We start from the raw sequence: 17,039 nt of genomic DNA, 5'->3' as shown, positions 1-17,039 counted from the left end.
GCTGAGCAAATCAGACCGGGGCTTCCATTTCTTTATAAATCAGACCGGAGTCATTTTTTGATTGTATTTCCACTTAAATCGCGGTAAAATAAACACATAATAAGAGTACCTGGAGAGTCACCTTATCACAGTAAGGAGGCAGGTACGTATGTTAAAAGAAGAAACAAAAGGTCTGGTTTTATACCAGACAGAGGATGGCGCGGTCACATTGGAAGTGAATGTGGAGGAAGATACGGTGTGGCTGACACAGATGCAGATGGCAGATTTATTTCAAAGGGATATTTCTGTGATCTCGAGACATATTAAAAATGTCTTTCAGGAAGAAGTCGAGGAGAAAAGCAATTTGCATTTTTTGCAAATTGCAAGTTCAGATAAACCGGTTGCCTGTTACAGTCTGGATGTCATTATATCTGTGGGATACCGGGTTAAATCAAAACGCGGGGTAGAATTCCGCAGGTGGGCCAATCAAGTCCTGAAAGACTACATAATTCGCGGCTGCGCGGTCAACCAGGGCCGCATGGACCAGTTAGGAGGGATCATCAGAATCATGAAAAGAGTGGACGAATGTCTGGATACAAGACAGGTTTTACACGTCATCGAGAGCTATGCCTCTGCGCTGGATCTTCTGGACGATTACGATCATCAGAGAATACAGAAGCCGGAAGGCAGCGGAACCGTGTATCACTTAACCTATGAAGAATGCAGGCAGATGATTTCCGCCATGCATTTTTCCGGGGAGAGCAGCCTGTTTGGCAATGAAAAGGATGAATCGTTCCGGTCCAGTATAGGAGCCATCTACCAGACCTTTGGGGGAAAGGAAGTATATGCCAGTTCGGAAGAAAAGGCGGCCAATCTCCTTTATTTTATCACGAAGAACCACAGCTTCAGCGATGGGAACAAGCGGATAGCAGCAGCAGTCTTTCTGTATTTCCTGGATAAGAATGGAATCCTTTTTGATGATGGAAATAAGCGGATTGATGATTATGCGTTAGCGGCTATTACGATTATGATTGCAGAATCAAGGCCGGAGGAGAAGGAACTGATGGTTAATCTGGTTATGAAGTGTCTGGTCTGATAGATATTTAAAAATCAGAAAACTCCGGGCAAAGTAATCTTTCCTGGAGTTTTCACTATTTGCTGCTTCTTCCTGTTATCTCACAATCACATAAATCAAATACACCAGATACATCGCCAGCATGAAAGCCCCCTCCATACGGCTGATGCGGTTCCGGCTGCGGCAGAGGATCCATGTAATGGCGCTGGCAATGATTAAGAATCCTATGTCATAAACCGAGAACGGGTTGACAAGGAGCGGGTGGATCGCGGCGGAGGCGCCGAGAACCATTAAAATATTAAAGATATTGGAGCCGATGACATTTCCCAGGGCGAGGCCATTCTCGCCTTTGCGGGAGGCGACGATGGAGGTGACAAGCTCGGGTAAAGAGGTGCCCAGGGCAACGATGGTCAGTCCGATCAGGTTCTGGCTTAAACCGAAAGACGCGGCAATAGCGCTGGCATTTTCCACGACTAAGTCACCGCCCCAGACGATGGCGGCCAGTCCGCCTACGATGTAGACGGCGCAGCGCAGCGGCGGAAGCGTTTTGACCTCCTCGGTGGTGACGATCCGGTTGACCAGGGCGTCGCGGACGGTCAGCCCGACAAATGCCACAAACAGGACCAGAAGGAGGAGGCCATCCACGCGGCCGACGGTCTGATCGAATAAGATCATTGCGAACAGGACAACCGCCACAGCTGCCGAGGCCGCATAGTCCCAGCGAAGCTTGACGGCAAACGGGCGGATCGCACCGCAGGCTCCCAGTACGACCAGGAGATTAAACAAGTTGGAACCGATCACATTTCCAACTGCGATATCATTATTTCCTGCGATGGAAGCGGATATGCTGACCGATAATTCCGGCGCGCTGGTTCCAAATGCCACGATGGTGAGTCCAATGATGATGCTGGGAATGCGCAGTGCTCTGGCGACAGAGGAACTGGCCTCCACAAAGTAATCGGCTCCCTTGATCAGCAGCAGGAAACCCAGGATCAGAAATACGTACATCATAAATAATTTCCCTCTTTCGTTTGTTAAGTGCTCTTGTTAAAAAAGGAAGAAGGCCGAAAAAAAGCGAGACTTTTATTGCACGATAAACTAAGATCATGCAATAAAAGTCTCGCTTTTTATATGTGCACCGGTTTCCGGCAAAATTTTGTTCCAGGTGGAACAGATCTTTTGCGGAAACGGGAATGTCGGCTACACAGGACACGGATTAACGTGCAAGCTACTCCCTTTTACCGGGTATTAGTATATCCAGTTTTCGGCGAAAAGTCAAGCGGCTTTTCATGCAGCAGCTTCTGCAGCTCCTCTGATATTCTTCCCAGTACGGCGATGACTTCTGTAACGTTCTCCCCCCGGTTCTCGGAAAACGCGTAATAGGCGCCGTAGATCTGATAACTCAGGATGAGATTTTTCACCGGATCATCCCGGTAGTCCGGATGGCGTTCATAAATCAGCTTTTTTAAGCTGGATTCGATCTTCTGGATCAGACATCCGCTCCGGCTGCCCGAAAACAGCGTCTGGATCAAAGAATCCCTGGAAAGATAGGCCAGAAAAAGCTCCTGGGTGAACGCGCCGGGATTCTCCACCATGTATTCCGGATGAGCCAGAGAATTGATGATGGAGGTCACGATCTCCGTTTCCAGGGAATCGGATAACTCATAGATGTCCGCATAGTGGAAATAGAAGGTTGACTTGTTGATCTGCGCCTTTTCACAGAGCTCCTTAACCGTGATTTTCTCCAGCGGCTTTCCGGAGCGAAGAGCGATAAATGCGTTGACGATGCTCTGGTGTGTTTTCTCTATTCTTAAGTCCATACCTGTTACACTCCTTTCCGACGATTTTACAAAAACGTCGTATATCCGACGGTTTTGCAAATCCGGTGATGGATAAAATAAAAAAGATTTTCTATAATCAATTATAGTAGGAAATCGGACGGTTGTCTATTTTCTTTGTGATCAGGGATCAATTTTTTACAGGAGGAAACGGGATGGACTATTATGGCTTTTATACGGGGAAGGAATTTACTGCCTATGAGTATCTGGGGGCGCATATTCAGGAAAATGGAACAGTATTCCGCACCTTTGCCCCCAACGCCGCGCGGATATCTGTGATCGGTGAATTTAACGGGTGGCAGGAGACTCCTATGGACAAGGTGTACGACGGTAACTTCTGGGAATGCTTTGTGCCTGCGGCTGAGGCGGGGAAGATGTATAAATACAGAATCCATAAACGGGATGGCTCTTTTATCGATCACTGTGATCCCTATGGTTTTCAGATGGAATTAAGACCTCATTCGGCTTCGCTGATCAGCCGGCTGGGAGACTATGCATTCAGAGATTCAAAGTGGAAAAAGAAACACAGAATCGGTTTGGACAAGCCGCTCAATATCTACGAAATGCACGCAGGCTCCTGGCGGAGAAAAGAGGGGGCGGAAGGGGAGGAGGCCTGGTATTCCTATACGGAGCTGGCGGAGCTTCTGATTCCGTATTTAAAAGAGAACGGATACAATTACGTGGAGCTGATGCCGCTGTCGGAGCATCCCTCCGATGAGTCCTGGGGGTATCAGAACACGGGATTTTACAGCCCTACCTCCAGGTATGGAACGCCTGCGGATTTGAAGAAATTCATCGATCTCTGCCACAGGCAGGAGATTGGTGTAATTATGGATTTTGTGCCGGTCCATTTCGCTGTGGATGATTATGCGCTTTGGAATTATGACGGGACGGCTCTCTATGAATATCCCCACAGCGACGTAGGACGGAGTGAGTGGGGAAGCTGCAATTTTATGCACTCCCGCGGGGAAGTCAGGAGCTTTCTCCAGTCGGCGGCGAACTACTGGCTGGAAGAGTTCCATTTTGACGGCCTGCGTATGGATGCGGTGAGTAATCTGATCTACTGGCAGGGAGATACCGCCCGCGGGGAGAACCGAAATGGTATTGGATTTCTGCAGGAGATGAACCGGGGACTGAAGAATAAGCATCCGGAGGCTCTTTTAATCGCAGAAGACTCATCCACCTATCCGGGGGTGACGAAGGCCGTGACAGACGGAGGTCTCGGTTTCGACTACAAGTGGGATATGGGCTGGATGAATGATACGCTGTCGTATTTTCAGGCGCCGCCGGCGGAACGGAAGCAGAGATACCACCAGCTTACGTTTTCCATGCAGTATTTTTATAAGGAACAGTACCTGCTTTCACTTTCACATGACGAGGTGGTCCACGGGAAAGCGACAATCCTGCAGAAAATGTATGGAGAATATGAGGGGAAATTCCCACAGGCCCGGGCGCTTTACCTATATATGTTTGCCCACCCGGGTAAGAAGCTGAACTTCATGGGTAATGAATTCGGACAGCTTCGCGAATGGGATGAAAAACGGCAGCAGGACTGGGAGATCTTAAGCTATCCGGTCCATGACGCATTTCACCATTTTATGATGGATTTAAACAAATTGTATTCAGAGAATCCGGCTCTGTATGAGATGGACTACGACCCGGAAGGATTCCGGTGGCTGGACTGCCATCAGGAGGAACGGCTGATCTATGCGTTCGAACGACGGAGCGGGAAGCAGCGCATTGCGGCAGTTTTCAATTTCTCAGATGAGGTACAGGAGGGATATGTCCTGGAGGTCAAAGGGGGAGCAAGTCTGTTACTGCTGATTTCCAGTGAGATGGAGATTCGGGAAAAACAAAAAATTCCGCTTAAGGAAGGCAAAACGGTGATCTCTTTGCCTCCATATTCCGGTAGGTATTATATCGTGGAGTAATAGCAAAAATAGAAAAACCCCCGCCGTTCCGGTGCACATAGATGCATACCGAAACGGTGGGGGGTGACTACGATATCGTATTACAATTCATCTGTGAGATTAAGCGCCTTTTTCATCGCTTCCAGTTCCTCATCTACCCGCGATTTTGACTGGTCGCCGTATAGCGCATCCAGTTCCGCGGCCGTGCTTCCTCTTCCGGTCAGCTCTTCTTTGGCTTCCGCTTCGTGAAGCAGCCGGTTGGCCTTTTCTTCCATGCGGTCAAACTGACTCATTAATCCCGCGGCGGTGCTTACGGATTTCATCTGGACTTCTCCTGCCTGATTCTTTACCTTGGCTGTGCGCACCGTGTTTTTCATGGCTTCTGCGCGGGCCTTCGTCTTCTCTAAGCCTGCTGCCAGCTTCCGGTAGTCTTCCTCGGCCTTATCCGCCTGTACTTTGACGGTTACGTAACTCTGCATCAGAGTCGGCCTTAAGTCTTCCTGCTCCTGCTTTAATGTGATAGCCTGCCTGGCTTTCTCCTCATTGCCATCCCGCAGGGCCCGCTCGGCGTAGGTGCCGTATTTCTTGATCTCCGCGTCGCAGGCATCCACCTTTGCCTTTGCTTCTCTGGCAGAAGCCATGACAGAGGCAGTGCTTCCTAAAAGATCCTTGATGGCGTCCTCGTACTTCCTTACCATCTGGTCGGCCATCTTCTCCGGATCCTCAGCTTTGCTTAAGAGTTCATCGATGTTTGCTGATACGATATCCTTAATTCTTCCAAATACATCTAATCCCATATATGCTCGCTCCTTTTTAACTCCGGCAGCTAAGGTCTGCGATTAAGGGCCTTTGAGCCTAATTCCGCTTATCCAGAACTGCTTCTACAATCTCCGCATTGGAAATCTCCTGTTCCATGCTGCGCTGGCCGTCTTCCTGGCCTCCGCCGTTAATATTAATATTCGTAGTGGTCTTGCCCAGCACATCCGCATCGATGATCTCCTTGAAATCGATGCCTGTGGTCTCCCTGACGGTCTCGATCGTCTTGGCAAGGACGGATCCTACATTGCCTGCCAGACTTCCAACGCCACCTTCTCCGGTGCCGTTGCCGCTGTCGATCACGGTGATCTTCTCGATTCTGGAGAGCGGTTCTGCGATCTTGCCTGCCATCTCCGGAAGGATGCCTACGATCATCTCTGTTATGGCTGCCGTATTGTACTTATTGTAAGCCTCAGCCTTCTTTTCCATACCTTCGGCTTCCGCTAACAGGGCGGCCTTGATACCTTCTGCCTCAGCCAGCTTCTTCGCGCGGATACCTTCCGCCTCAGCCAGCTGCTTCGCACGGATACCTTCTGCCTCAGCCAGCTGTTTGGCTCTGGTGGCAGCGGCTTCCGCCTCTGCCTTCATGCGGATCGCAGCGGCCTCTGCCTCTGCTTTTTTCGTCTCGGCGATCGCGTTCGTCTCGGCGGTGGCAAGACCTCTCATTCTCGTTGCCTCGGCTTCCGCGTCGGCCTGTTTCTTAAGGGTCTGGGCGGAGGCGTCGGCTTCCGCTACTTTCTTATATTTTTCAGAATCGGCAATCTGAGCCTGTTTTTCTCTCTCAGCAATAGCCGGCTGTACAACCGTGGCCTGCAGGGAGGCTTTGGCGGTCTCTGCCTGGCGCTCCGCCAGCTCGCGGTTCTTTACTTCCTTGGAAATCTCTACCTGTACGGCGGCCTGCTCGATATCTTTCTGGCGCTCCTGGCGCAGAAGCTCTGCATCCATCTGTGTCTGAATGACATCCTTCTGGGTAATGTTCTTCTGGATGTCGTAAGCCACGTCGGCCTGGGCCTTCGAGGTCTGGATTTCCTTCTGGTAGGCCTGTTCCTTGATTAATTTTTCCTTGTTGGCGGCACTGATCTCCGCCTCGGTTGCCAGCTTCGCCTGCTCACCGTCTCTGCGGGCCTCGCTGACTTTAATCTGACGCTCGCGCTCTGCCTCAGCCTGCGCAATGTCTGCTTCTTTCTTCTTCTCGGCGATCTGCTTCACACCCAGGGATTTGATGTACCCGTTTTCGTCTGTCACATCCTTGATGGTGAAAGACATGATCTCGAGACCCATGGTGGACAGCTCGGTGGCCGCCGCTTCCTGTACGGAGTTGGCGAATTTCTCACGGTTGCTGTACAGTTCTTCTACAGAAAGTGTGGATACTACTTCACGCAGCTTGCCTTCCAGGATCTGCCGGGCAATCTCTTCCATGTTGAGCTTGACTTCCTTGATGTCCTTGCCGTTGAAACGCTCGATTGCCTTTAAGATGCTGGTGGTGTCGTTCTTAACCTTCAGTACGACGGTGCTGACTACGTTGATCGGTACTTTCTGGGAGGACATACTGTCTTCCGTCGTAATCTCCAGGCTGGAGGCGCTAAGCGATATGTAATCGATTCGATTGATGACGGGAATCACGATACCGCCACCGCCGGTAATTACCTTTTTCTTGATGCCGGTTACGACGCCCGCCTTATCCTGTGGAACACGTTTCCACCAGGACATGATCACCATTATAATCAAAATGACTGCGGCCACAATAATGATGATTGGAATTAGCTTGTTGATTAGTTCGCTCATTTTCGTTCTCCTTTTCTCGCCTTTTCTTTTCCCGGTTACGCCATGCGCAGTTATGAAACCGCGGACATGAGGTTACGGAAAGCGAAGTGATGTGATGGTAAAGTTTATGTATAAAGACCGGCGGAAATCACCTCAGCCTCTATTCATCATTCATACTGCCGTACCCGGCAAACTCGTCTTTGGGACGAACCACGGCGATCTCGCCGTCAAATTCAACCAGCTTTACCACGGTGTTCTGCTTTAAGACCTCCGATGCGTCCGTGCTCCGGCACACGAAGGTGGTGGCAATGCCCTTGATATTATCGAACTCTACTGTTCCCAGGCCGCCTGCCAAAACCGTATTGATGATCTTTCCATCACACAGATAAAGCTCCTCACGATTCATAGCCTCATTTTCCACCCGTTTTAACCTCCTTATGACCATCTGTACCGCCATCGCAGCCGCATAGCCGATTACGATGGCGGGAATCAGGCTGTTAAACAAAAGTCCCATGCCGCCGAATGTGATGAGCCCGGTACAGATACTCACTCCCGAGATCGGCAGGAAATTCAAGTCAATATCAAAATCAAAATTAAGAAATGCCTCCAGCGCTCCGGATACATTTTCCAGAAATTCACCCAGAACAGACAGCGAGAGCAGTAAAAAACCGATAACCATACAAATGATGTAGATATCCCTCATGGCGTCCCCCTCCGCGGCTGTTTTAAGGCTTTGCTTTTTCGGCTCAGTGCCTCTGTCAGCCAGCTCCTGTAACGATATCTATTATACCATTTTTCGGCAAAACATACTATCTATCAATTCATACAAATTTCTTAAATTAGTTGAACAAAAATGGTATTAATCCGTTGTAGAAAGAATTTAAAAAGCAGTATGAGAGAAGGTTTTTAGATAAAGGACTGTATAGAGAAATTAAATTTCAATAAAAAAGCATTGCCATGAGAATTGGGCTCATGGCAATGCTTCTTGCTGTGCTGGGATATCTTACATTCCGGCGAATTTGTTTTTCACTTTGGCAATCTTTTCCTGTGGTGCCTGCTCCATCGGATACCAGCCCTTAGCGGACATCTTCTTGTAAATATCATCCTGCATGCAGAGACTGTCGTTTAATGCACAGTCAAATGTCTGATGAACATTAGCTGTCGATGACTCAATCGTTCCGTGCAGGTATAAGTCACACACTCCCTTGGTGGTAAGGAGTAAGTTTTCCATAATACACTTGTCGTCCATGTTTGCGCCTCCTTACACTAAATTAATGAAATTATCAAAAATCTGCTGATGCTTCTGGGAAATCTGTTCCACACAGGTCTTTAATTCCTGATCCTGTAAATTCGTGATTGCTTCCTGACACTGTGTCTTCAAAAACTTCTCATGACCTAATGCGTCTTCAATATACGTTAATTCCTTTGGACTCATATTATCACCTCCACATTTAGTATGTGAGTTTCTGCTCAATCCATTCCGGCAATTGATTCCTTTTGCGAAGGTGGAATAATTTTCCTGTAAAAAATCATGGTGAGCACAGTGGCCGCCGTCCATCCGAACGGCCATGCCATCCAGATGCCGGTGCTGCCAAAGTGAGGCGTCAGCAGGCAGGCGAACAGAATACGCAGGATCAGATCGGGGATGGTGGCAATGACAAAATATACCATGGCTCCGGAGCCGCGCAGAATACCGTCGGTCATCAGCTTGATCGAGATCATGAAATAGAGGGGCGCTACGATTTTTAAAAACATCACACCGGCGTTTATGGCCTCCTGACTGCCTGAATCCAGAAACAGCCCCATGATCTGTCTGCTGAACAGGAAATAGAGAGCCACAAAAGGCACGGAGGCGATCAGGGAGAGACGGACGCCTTCCCGGAAACCGGAACTGATCCGGCCGCCCTTGCCTGCGCCCAGATTCTGGGCCGTAAAGCCGGACAGACAGCTTCCCAGGGTCATGAAGGAGGTGATGGCAAAGGTATTCAGTTTGATGGCCGCGGAGTAGCCTGCAATGACGGCAGAGCCATAGTGGTTGACGATGACCTGGACGAATAGATTTCCCACGGAAAGCACGCTCTGCTGCATAATGCTGGGGACCGCGATTGCCGCGATCTGCTTAAAGAGTCCCCAATCAAACATGGCGGCTTTTTCGGTACCGGCCATATTTTTCAGGCGTGAACCGAGGGTCACCACTGCCAGAATACAGGAGACACCCTGAGCGAGAAACGTGGCCCAGGCGACACCGGCGACGCCCATGTGAAAGCCGGCGACGAACCAGATGTCGAGCACGATATTGCCCAGAGAGGAGCCGATTAAGAACCAAAGGGGCGTTTTTGAATCTCCAAATGCAGTGAAAATTCCGGTGCAGACATTATAAAGGATCAGGAACAGCAGTCCGAAGGTGTAGATGCGCAGATACAGGGCGCCGTCGGAGAAGACGTTGTCAGGCGTCTTGATCCATCTCATCATGGGAGCGCAGAAGATGACCCCGTAGGCGGTCAGAAAGAGGCTTAGAGCGACGCAGGATATGAAGGCCGTATGGATGGCTGTCTTCATTCTGCGGAAGTCCCTGGCGCCGAAGAGGCGGGATACGACCACCGACGCGCCTAAATTGCTTCCGGTGGCGAAGGCCATGAAGATAACTGTGATCGGATAGGAGGCGCCGACGGCAGCCAGCGCGTCTTCACCAGCGAAGCGTCCGGCGATCATGCTGTCCGCGATATTGTAAAACTGCTGAAACATGACGCTTACCAGCATCGGCAGCAGGAAGCGCCACAGGGTTTTTCGTGGAAGTCCCACGGTTAAATCGGTTGTCATACGGTATCCTCCGGAAAAAATAGTCTAAAGAAGAGTATAGCAGGAGTAGGAAGGGAAGGCAATCGGGAAAATTGGTGATAATTTATATTGTGAAAAAATTATTAATCTTTTACAATGATGGATATAGGAACAAATTATAAGAATGGAGGCAGCCATATGAGACGTGTGATCGACGCCCCGTCCACCTACATACAGGGACCGGGAGAGATAAGGAAGCTGGCGGAGCATTACAGGAGCATTGGGGAGGGCGAAGTACTGCTGATTATGGACCGGTTTGTCCATGACGTTTACCGGGATGCGGCAGCGGAGAGCTTTGAGAAAGAGGAGATTTCCTGGAAGGAAGAGGTGTTCACCGGCGAGTGCTGTGAGCCGGAGATCACGAGACTGGCCGGGCTGGCGGAGAACTGCGGCGCCGTATTCGGGATCGGGGGCGGCAAGGTGCAGGATACGGCAAAGGCAGCAGGCCATTATTCCGGAAAGCCTGTGATTCTGGTGCCGACTGTGGTTTCCACAGATGCACCGTGCAGCAGAATCGCCGTTCTCTACCGGGAGGACGGTACCTTTGATCGTTATCTTTCGTTAAAGAGGAACCCTGATCTGATTATTCTGGACACGGAGATCATCGCCCACGCTCCGGTGCGGCTGTTTACGGCGGGGATGGGAGATGCCATTTCCACGTATTATGAGGCTTTTGCATGTCGGAGAAACGGTGGGGTGACGAGGGCCGGCGGCAGCGTGTCCATTGCGGCGGAGGCTTTGGCGAAGGCGTGTCTCGATACGGTCCTCACATACGGGGAACAGGCCAGAAAAGATGTGGAGAACCGGCTCTGTACGGAAGCTGTGGAAAATATTGTGGAAGCCAATACGTATTTAAGCGGAATCGGCTTCGAGAGCGGGGGACTGGCCTGCGCACATGCGCTTCACAACGGCCTGGCCCTTCTTCCGGAGCTGTCTTCCGTAATGCACGGAGAAAAGGTGGCGTTCTGTACACTGGTGCAGATGGTGCTGGAGGGCCGGCCGGAGGAGGAGATCAGTAAGCTTCGCGGCTTTTGCCTGAAGGTAGGGCTTCCGGTCTCGCTGGAAGACATGCATGCGGGAGAAATCCCGGAACACCGTCTGCTCGAGGCCGCGATCAGAAGCTGCTCACCGGAAGAGACGATGAGAAACATTGGCAGGGACGTGGAGCCGGAGGAAGTGGTGAGGGTGATGAAGCGTCTATCAAAATGATCCGTAGTTAAAACATTTTATATGAAATAGAAAAGAGGTCCCCTACAGCAAAACGTCAGGAGACCTCTACTTTCTGTTATTTTTTCCCGCTCCAGCAATAGGTACAGAGCTTGCAGGGAGAAATGCCGATGGAGGCCTGTAAATCATCCAGCCTGTGGTAACGGAGTGTGGTGAAATTTAGTTTCTTTCTGATTTCCTCCACCATCTCCTGATAGTTCCTGCTGTCGGGATCCGCGTAATCGGCCAGCACTTCGTCGGAGATGTTGTCCCCCTCACGGTCGCGGATGATTCTGCGGGTAATCAGATCCAGCTCCGAGTTGGAACGGGAGAAGTTTAAGTAAGGACAGCCAAACATGAGAGGCGGGCAGGCCGGCCGGATGTGGACCTCTTTCGCACCGCTCTGATATAAGAACTCCGTAGTCTCGCCCAGCTGTGTGCCGCGGACGATGGAATCGTCGATCAGCAGCATACTCTTGCCGCGGATCAGGGCATCTACAGGGATCAGCTTCATCTTTGCAATCAGATTCCGTTCTCCCTGATTCTGAGGCATGAAGGAACGGGGCCATGTGGGCGTATATTTGATAAAGGGTCTTGCAAACGGGATGCCGGATTCATTGGCATATCCGATGGCGTGAGCGATTCCGGAATCCGGAACACCGGCCACCATGTCTGCTTTTACATCATCCCGGCGGGCCAGAAGCTTTCCGCACTCATAGCGCATATTTTCGACGTTGATGCCTTCATAGGAGGAAGTCGGATAGCCGTAGTAAACCCATAAGAAGGAACAGATATTCATCTCTTCCCTGGCTGGTACCAGGCTTTCCATGCCTTCCGGCGTCAAAAAGACGATCTCTCCGGGACCCAGCTCATAGTAGTCAGAGTAGCCTAAATTAATGTAGGCAAAGCTTTCGAAAGAGGCACAGAATGCGTCTTCCTTTTTACCAATAACGATAGGGGTGCGTCCCATACGGTCTCTTGCCGCGTAGATTCCCTCCGGGGTCAGGATCAGTATGGTCATGGAGCCGTCGATCCGCTCCTGAGCGTACTGAAGGCCCTCTGTGATGCTGGCTTTCTGATTGATCAGGGCCGCCACCAGTTCTGTCGAATTGATCCTGCCGCCGCTCATCTCCATAAAATGAATATGGCCGTTCTCATAGGCCGACCGGATTAAATCGTCCTGATTATTGATTTTACCTACTGTGGTGATGGCGAAACTGCCGAGATGGGACTGAATTAAGAGCGGCTGCGGCTCATTGTCAGATATGCATCCGATTCCGGAAGTGCCTTCCAGCTCGTCCAAGTCCCCGTCAAATTTTGTACGGAAAGGAGTGTTTTCGATATTATGAATGGCACGGGAGAAGCCCCGTGGCCCGTATACAGCCATACCGCCGCGCTTGGTTCCCAGATGGGAGTGGTAATCCACTCCGAAAAATACATCGAGTGTACAACTCTTTTTAGATACGACACCAAATATTCCGCCCATAAAATTCCCTCTTCTATGTGATTAAGTCGTGTGATCGTGTGAAAATCAATCCGGACGGTCTGACAAATCAGCCGCCCGAGACAATTCTAACACATATGAGGAGATGGAAACAATGGATTTACCCATTAAATATTCTTATGAGGTTTTAGAAGTATTGGAGGGGACGCCCCAGGACCTGCGGAGAGTCTGAGGGCGGCAAGGGCGGGAGCGCTGGTGGTTTCTTGTTTCCTCGGTGGCAGGAACTAAAGCGGAAAGACGGGAAAAAGGGGCGGATCGTGCAAATTACGGAAGAAATCCTGAAGGATTTTTCCTCCATGTGCACTTGAAAGCAGGCTTTGAGGCCTGCTTTCACCACCCCTTTTTCCCGCCTTTCCGCTTAAGTTCCTGCGTACCTCGGAAAAGGAAACCACCAGCGCTCCCGCCCTTGCCGCCCTCAGACTCTCCGCAGGCCCTGGGGCTGTGTACTGGCTCCGGTAGGGGAATGGCGCTAGATGTAATCTGGATACAAAGAGACCGTCCCTTTGGAATTTTTTATTAAGGCAAAGGGACGGTCTCAGGCAAATAATTATAAATTAAACTTCATTGATTTTCCGCTTTACATAAGTCGTGTGAAGCAGGTGGTGCGCTTTTTCGCTGCCTGGTTTGCCGAGGTAGGTCTCGTAGAGTTCCTTGATTGCAGGATTCTCGTGGGACTTACGGATGGTTTTGGCTGCGTCTTCGTCGTATAATACTTTGGCGCGCAGGGCTCTGATGTCTACGGTGTTGCGGACGGAGCCTGGCTGCTGGGGCTGGCCGCCGCCGTTTACACAGCCGCCCGGACATCCCATGATCTCGATGAAGTGGTAGTCTGCCTCACCTGATTTTACTCTGTTTAAGAGCTCTCTGGCATTGCCGAGGCCGGAGGCGACAGCAACCTTGACATCCATGCCGGCTACGTTGTAGGTGGCTTCCTTGATACCTTCGGTGCCGCGTACGTCGGTAAAGTCAACCTTCTGTAATTCCTCGCCGGTCAGGGTCTCGACAGCCGTTCTCAAGGCTGCTTCCATAACTCCTCCGGTTGCGCCGAAGATGACAGCCGCGCCGGTACCAAGGCCTAACGGAGCATCGAAATCTTCATCAGGAAGCTCGTTGAAGCGGATACCGAATTTCTTGATCATTCTGGCAAGCTCTCTCGTCGTCATGGAGTAGTCTACATCCGGGCAGCCGTTGGCATCCTGGTTGTCTCTGCCGATCTCGAACTTCTTCGCGGTACATGGCATAACGCTGACAGATACGATATCTTCCGGCTTTAAGCCCATCTTTTCCGCATAGTAGGATTTGGCGATAGCGCCGAACATCTGCTGCGGGGACTTGCAGGAAGATAAGTTCTCCGTCATATCCGGGAAATAGTGCTCGCAGTATTTGATCCATCCTGGTGAACAGGAGGTGATCATCGGCAGCGTGCCGCCGTTCTGAACTCTCTCAATAAATTCATGTGCTTCTTCCATAATCGTTAAGTCGGCGCTGAAGTTGGTATCGAATACTTTGTCGAAGCCGATTCTTCTTAACGCAGCAGCCATCTTGCCCTCTACGTTTGTTCCGATCGGATAGCCGAATTCCTCACCCAGTCCCGCACGAACTGCCGGAGCTGTCTGTACGATGACATGTTTGGAAGGATCTGCGATAGCGGCGGCTACGTCGTCGATGCAGGTCTTCTCATAGAGAGCGCCTGTCGGGCAGACTGCGATACACTGGCCGCAGGATACGCAGCTGGTCTCGCCCAGGCCCATATCGAATGCGGAACCGATGATGGTGGCGAAACCACGCTCATTGGCACCGATGACGCCGATTCCCTGTACCTTTTCACAGGTAGCAGAACAGCGGCGGCAGAGGATACATTTGCTGTTGTCACGGACCATGTGGGCCGCACTCTCATCGATACAGGACGGAGTCTTCTCTCCATCGTAGTAATCGCTGTCTTCCACGCCCAGCTCCTTACATAAGGTCTGCAGCTCGCAGTTTCCGCTGCGGACACAGGATAAACAGGAACGGTTGTGGTTGGATAAGATCAGCTGAAGCGTCTTTTTTCTGTATTCAACCAGGTCAGGCGTGTTGGTCCATACCTCAAGGCCCGGATTGATCGGGTAAACGCAGGCCGCAGCCAGCTTGCCGCCGTTAATCTTAACCGTACACATACGGCAGGCAGCAATTTCATTAAGATCTTTTAAATAACATAAAGTTGGTATCTCAACATGGGCGAGTCTTGCTGCTTCCAGAATGGTGGAGCCTTCTGGAGCGCTTACTTCCATGCCGTTGATTTTAATTGTAATATTCTCCATGATACGTTCTCCCTCCATTATTTCTTGTAGATAGCGCCAAACTTACACTTCTCCATACAAGCGCCGCACTTGATACACTTATCGCCATCGATAACATGCGGATTCTTGACGGAACCGGTAATTGCGTTGGCAGGACAGTTCCTTGCACAGAGCGTACAGCCCTTACACTTCTCAGGATCAATGTAGAAGTTAAGGAGTGCCTTACATACGCCTGCAGGACAGGTCTTATCTACAATATGGGCTACGTATTCATCGCGGAAGTACTGTAATGTGGAAAGTACCGGGTTCGGTGCTGTCTGCCCAAGTGCGCAGGCCGAGTTGGCCTTTATGTAGTAACATAATTCTTCCAGCTTGTCGAGGTCAGCCATGGTAGCCTGGCCCTTGGTGATCTTCTCTAAGATCTCCAGCATACGCTTCGTACCGATCCGGCACGGGGTACACTTACCGCAGGACTCCTCAACCGTGAACTCCAAGAAGAACTTGGCGATGTCGACCATACAGTCGTCTTCGTCCATAACGATCAGACCGCCGGAACCCATCATGGAGCCGATAGCAACCAGGTTGTCATAGTCGATCGGAATATCAAAATGCTCTGCCGGGATACATCCGCCGGATGGTCCGCCGGTCTGAGCCGCTTTAAACTTTTTGCCGCCCGGGATTCCGCCGCCGATCTCTTCGATGATCTCGCGCAGTGTGGTTCCCATCGGAACTTCTACAAGGCCGGTATTATGGATCTTGCCGCCGAGTGCGAATACTTTCGTTCCCTTGGACTTCTCGGTTCCCATGGAGGAGAACCACTCCGGTCCGTTTAAGATGATCTGAGGAATGTTCGCCCAGGTCTCTACGTTATTTAAAATGGTTGGCTTGCCAAACAGACCTTTCTGTGCCGGGAACGGAGGACGCGGGCGCGGTTCGCCCCGGTTGCCTTCGATGGATACCATAAGGGCAGTCTCCTCACCACAGACGAATGCACCTGCGCCGAGTCTTAAATCGATATTGAAGGAGAAGCCTGAGCCGAAGATATCGTCGCCCAGGAGTTCCATCTCTCTGGCCTGGTCAATGGCGATCTTCAGACGCTGTACGGCGATCGGGTACTCTGCACGAACGTAGATGTAACCCTGGGAAGCGCCGATGGCGTAGCCTGCGATGGTCATGGCCTCCAGTACTGCGTGAGGATCACCTTCCAGAACGGAACGGTCCATGAAAGCGCCGGGGTCGCCTTCGTCGGCGTTACAACAGACATACTTCTGGTCTGCATCGTTGCCCTTAGCCAGCTTCCACTTGAGTCCGGTTGGGAAACCAGCGCCGCCGCGGCCTCTCAAACCGCTGTCCAGCAGAACCTGGATTACGTCGTCCGGAGTCATCTCGGTTAAAACCTTACCGAGGGCCTGATATCCGCCGGTACCGATGTACTCTTCGATGACTTCCGGGTTGATGACACCACAGTTACGCAGTGCGATTCTGTGCTGCTTCTTATAGAAATCGGTATCTCCTAAGGACTTGACGCCGGATGGTGTAACCGTCTCATCATAGAGGAGTCTCTGTACAGGACGTCCTTTTAATAAGTGTTCTTCTACGATCTCAGGAATGTCCTCTTCCTTGACCATGGCATAGAAGGTTGCATCCGGGTAAACGATCATAATGGGGCCAAGGGCACAGAGTCCATGGCAGCCTGTCTGAACGACGGAAACTTCCTCATCCAGTCCCTGCTTCTTTAATTCTTCTCTTAATGATACCATAATCTGCTGGCTTCCGGAGGAAGTACATCCCGTTCCGCCGCAAACTAATACATGTGAACGATACATCTTG

At 50.9% G+C, this 17,039-nt stretch carries 14 protein-coding genes; 3 read left to right on the top strand and 11 right to left on the bottom strand.

Annotated features, from left to right (window positions below; translation table 11 throughout):
* The first annotated feature begins 148 nt into the window (after positions 1–148).
* Complete coding sequence (locus H8S75_RS05430) at positions 149–1,075, top strand: virulence RhuM family protein/type II toxin-antitoxin system death-on-curing family toxin (protein WP_187019937.1); 927 nt, start codon at positions 149–151, stop codon at positions 1,073–1,075.
* 75 nt (positions 1,076–1,150) lie between these two features.
* On the opposite strand, the gene H8S75_RS05425 is transcribed toward H8S75_RS05430, so the two are convergent.
* Both H8S75_RS05425 and H8S75_RS05420 read right to left on the bottom strand, forming a co-directional pair.
* Positions 1,151–2,065: a calcium/sodium antiporter gene (locus tag H8S75_RS05425; protein WP_156833137.1), complete on the bottom strand. Its 915-nt coding sequence runs from the start codon at positions 2,063–2,065 to the stop codon at positions 1,151–1,153.
* A 227-nt stretch (positions 2,066–2,292) separates the two neighbouring features.
* Positions 2,293–2,874, bottom strand: a complete 582-nt coding sequence (locus tag H8S75_RS05420; protein ID WP_187019935.1) for a TetR/AcrR family transcriptional regulator — start codon at positions 2,872–2,874, stop codon at positions 2,293–2,295.
* Between the two features lie 173 nt (positions 2,875–3,047).
* Here H8S75_RS05420 and glgB point away from each other — a divergent pair, with 173 nt between their 5' ends.
* On the top strand, positions 3,048–4,823 hold the full coding sequence (gene glgB / locus H8S75_RS05415; RefSeq protein ID WP_187019934.1) for a 1,4-alpha-glucan branching protein GlgB: 1,776 nt from the start codon (positions 3,048–3,050) through the stop codon (positions 4,821–4,823).
* An 80-nt stretch (positions 4,824–4,903) separates the two neighbouring features.
* Here the strand turns inward: glgB and H8S75_RS05410 are convergent, their stop codons facing one another.
* The 6 genes from H8S75_RS05410 to H8S75_RS05385 form a co-directional block, all read right to left on the bottom strand.
* Complete coding sequence (locus H8S75_RS05410) at positions 4,904–5,599, bottom strand: PspA/IM30 family protein (protein ID WP_187019932.1); 696 nt, start codon at positions 5,597–5,599, stop codon at positions 4,904–4,906.
* A gap of 58 nt (positions 5,600–5,657) precedes the next feature.
* Entirely contained in the window at positions 5,658–7,403 is a 1,746-nt protein-coding gene (locus H8S75_RS05405; RefSeq protein ID WP_187019930.1) for a flotillin family protein, read from the bottom strand.
* Between the two features lie 139 nt (positions 7,404–7,542).
* Positions 7,543–8,085 carry a hypothetical protein gene (locus H8S75_RS05400; protein ID WP_187019929.1) on the bottom strand — a complete coding sequence of 181 codons (543 nt, stop codon included), beginning with the start codon at positions 8,083–8,085 and terminating at the stop codon, positions 7,543–7,545.
* 300 nt (positions 8,086–8,385) lie between these two features.
* Positions 8,386–8,631: a spore coat protein gene (locus tag H8S75_RS05395; protein WP_002604573.1), complete on the bottom strand. Its 246-nt coding sequence runs from the start codon at positions 8,629–8,631 to the stop codon at positions 8,386–8,388.
* Positions 8,632–8,643: 12 nt separating this feature from the next.
* Complete coding sequence (locus H8S75_RS05390; protein ID WP_002604572.1) at positions 8,644–8,817, bottom strand: hypothetical protein; 174 nt, start codon at positions 8,815–8,817, stop codon at positions 8,644–8,646.
* A gap of 35 nt (positions 8,818–8,852) precedes the next feature.
* A complete protein-coding gene (locus H8S75_RS05385) occupies positions 8,853–10,202 on the bottom strand; it encodes an MATE family efflux transporter (protein WP_187019927.1) in 1,350 nt (449 codons plus the stop codon).
* 156 nt (positions 10,203–10,358) lie between these two features.
* Between H8S75_RS05385 and H8S75_RS05380 the strand changes: the two genes are divergently transcribed.
* Positions 10,359–11,429 (top strand): glycerol dehydrogenase, encoded by a 1,071-nt coding sequence (locus H8S75_RS05380; protein ID WP_187019926.1) that lies wholly within the window; start codon positions 10,359–10,361, stop codon positions 11,427–11,429.
* Positions 11,430–11,505: 76 nt separating this feature from the next.
* Here the strand turns inward: H8S75_RS05380 and H8S75_RS05375 are convergent, their stop codons facing one another.
* The 3 genes from H8S75_RS05375 to nuoF all read right to left on the bottom strand — a co-directional run bounded on the left by H8S75_RS05375 (position 11,506) and on the right by nuoF (position 17,035).
* Positions 11,506–12,912: an amidophosphoribosyltransferase gene (locus tag H8S75_RS05375; RefSeq protein ID WP_187019925.1), complete on the bottom strand. Its 1,407-nt coding sequence runs from the start codon at positions 12,910–12,912 to the stop codon at positions 11,506–11,508.
* Positions 12,913–13,484: 572 nt separating this feature from the next.
* Positions 13,485–15,230 (bottom strand): NADH-dependent [FeFe] hydrogenase, group A6, encoded by a 1,746-nt coding sequence (locus H8S75_RS05370; RefSeq protein ID WP_187019923.1) that lies wholly within the window; start codon positions 15,228–15,230, stop codon positions 13,485–13,487.
* A 17-nt stretch (positions 15,231–15,247) separates the two neighbouring features.
* Positions 15,248–17,035, bottom strand: coding sequence for an NADH-quinone oxidoreductase subunit NuoF (nuoF, locus tag H8S75_RS05365; protein WP_187019921.1), 1,788 nt, complete (start codon positions 17,033–17,035; stop codon positions 15,248–15,250).
* Between the last annotated feature and the right edge of the window lie 4 nt (positions 17,036–17,039).

It is taken from the genome of Hungatella hominis (assembly GCF_014288005.1).
GTDB classification, from domain to species: domain Bacteria; phylum Bacillota; class Clostridia; order Lachnospirales; family Lachnospiraceae; genus Hungatella; species Hungatella effluvii.
Note: the sequence above shows the minus strand (reverse complement) of the source record. Positions and strands in the feature narration are given on the sequence as shown.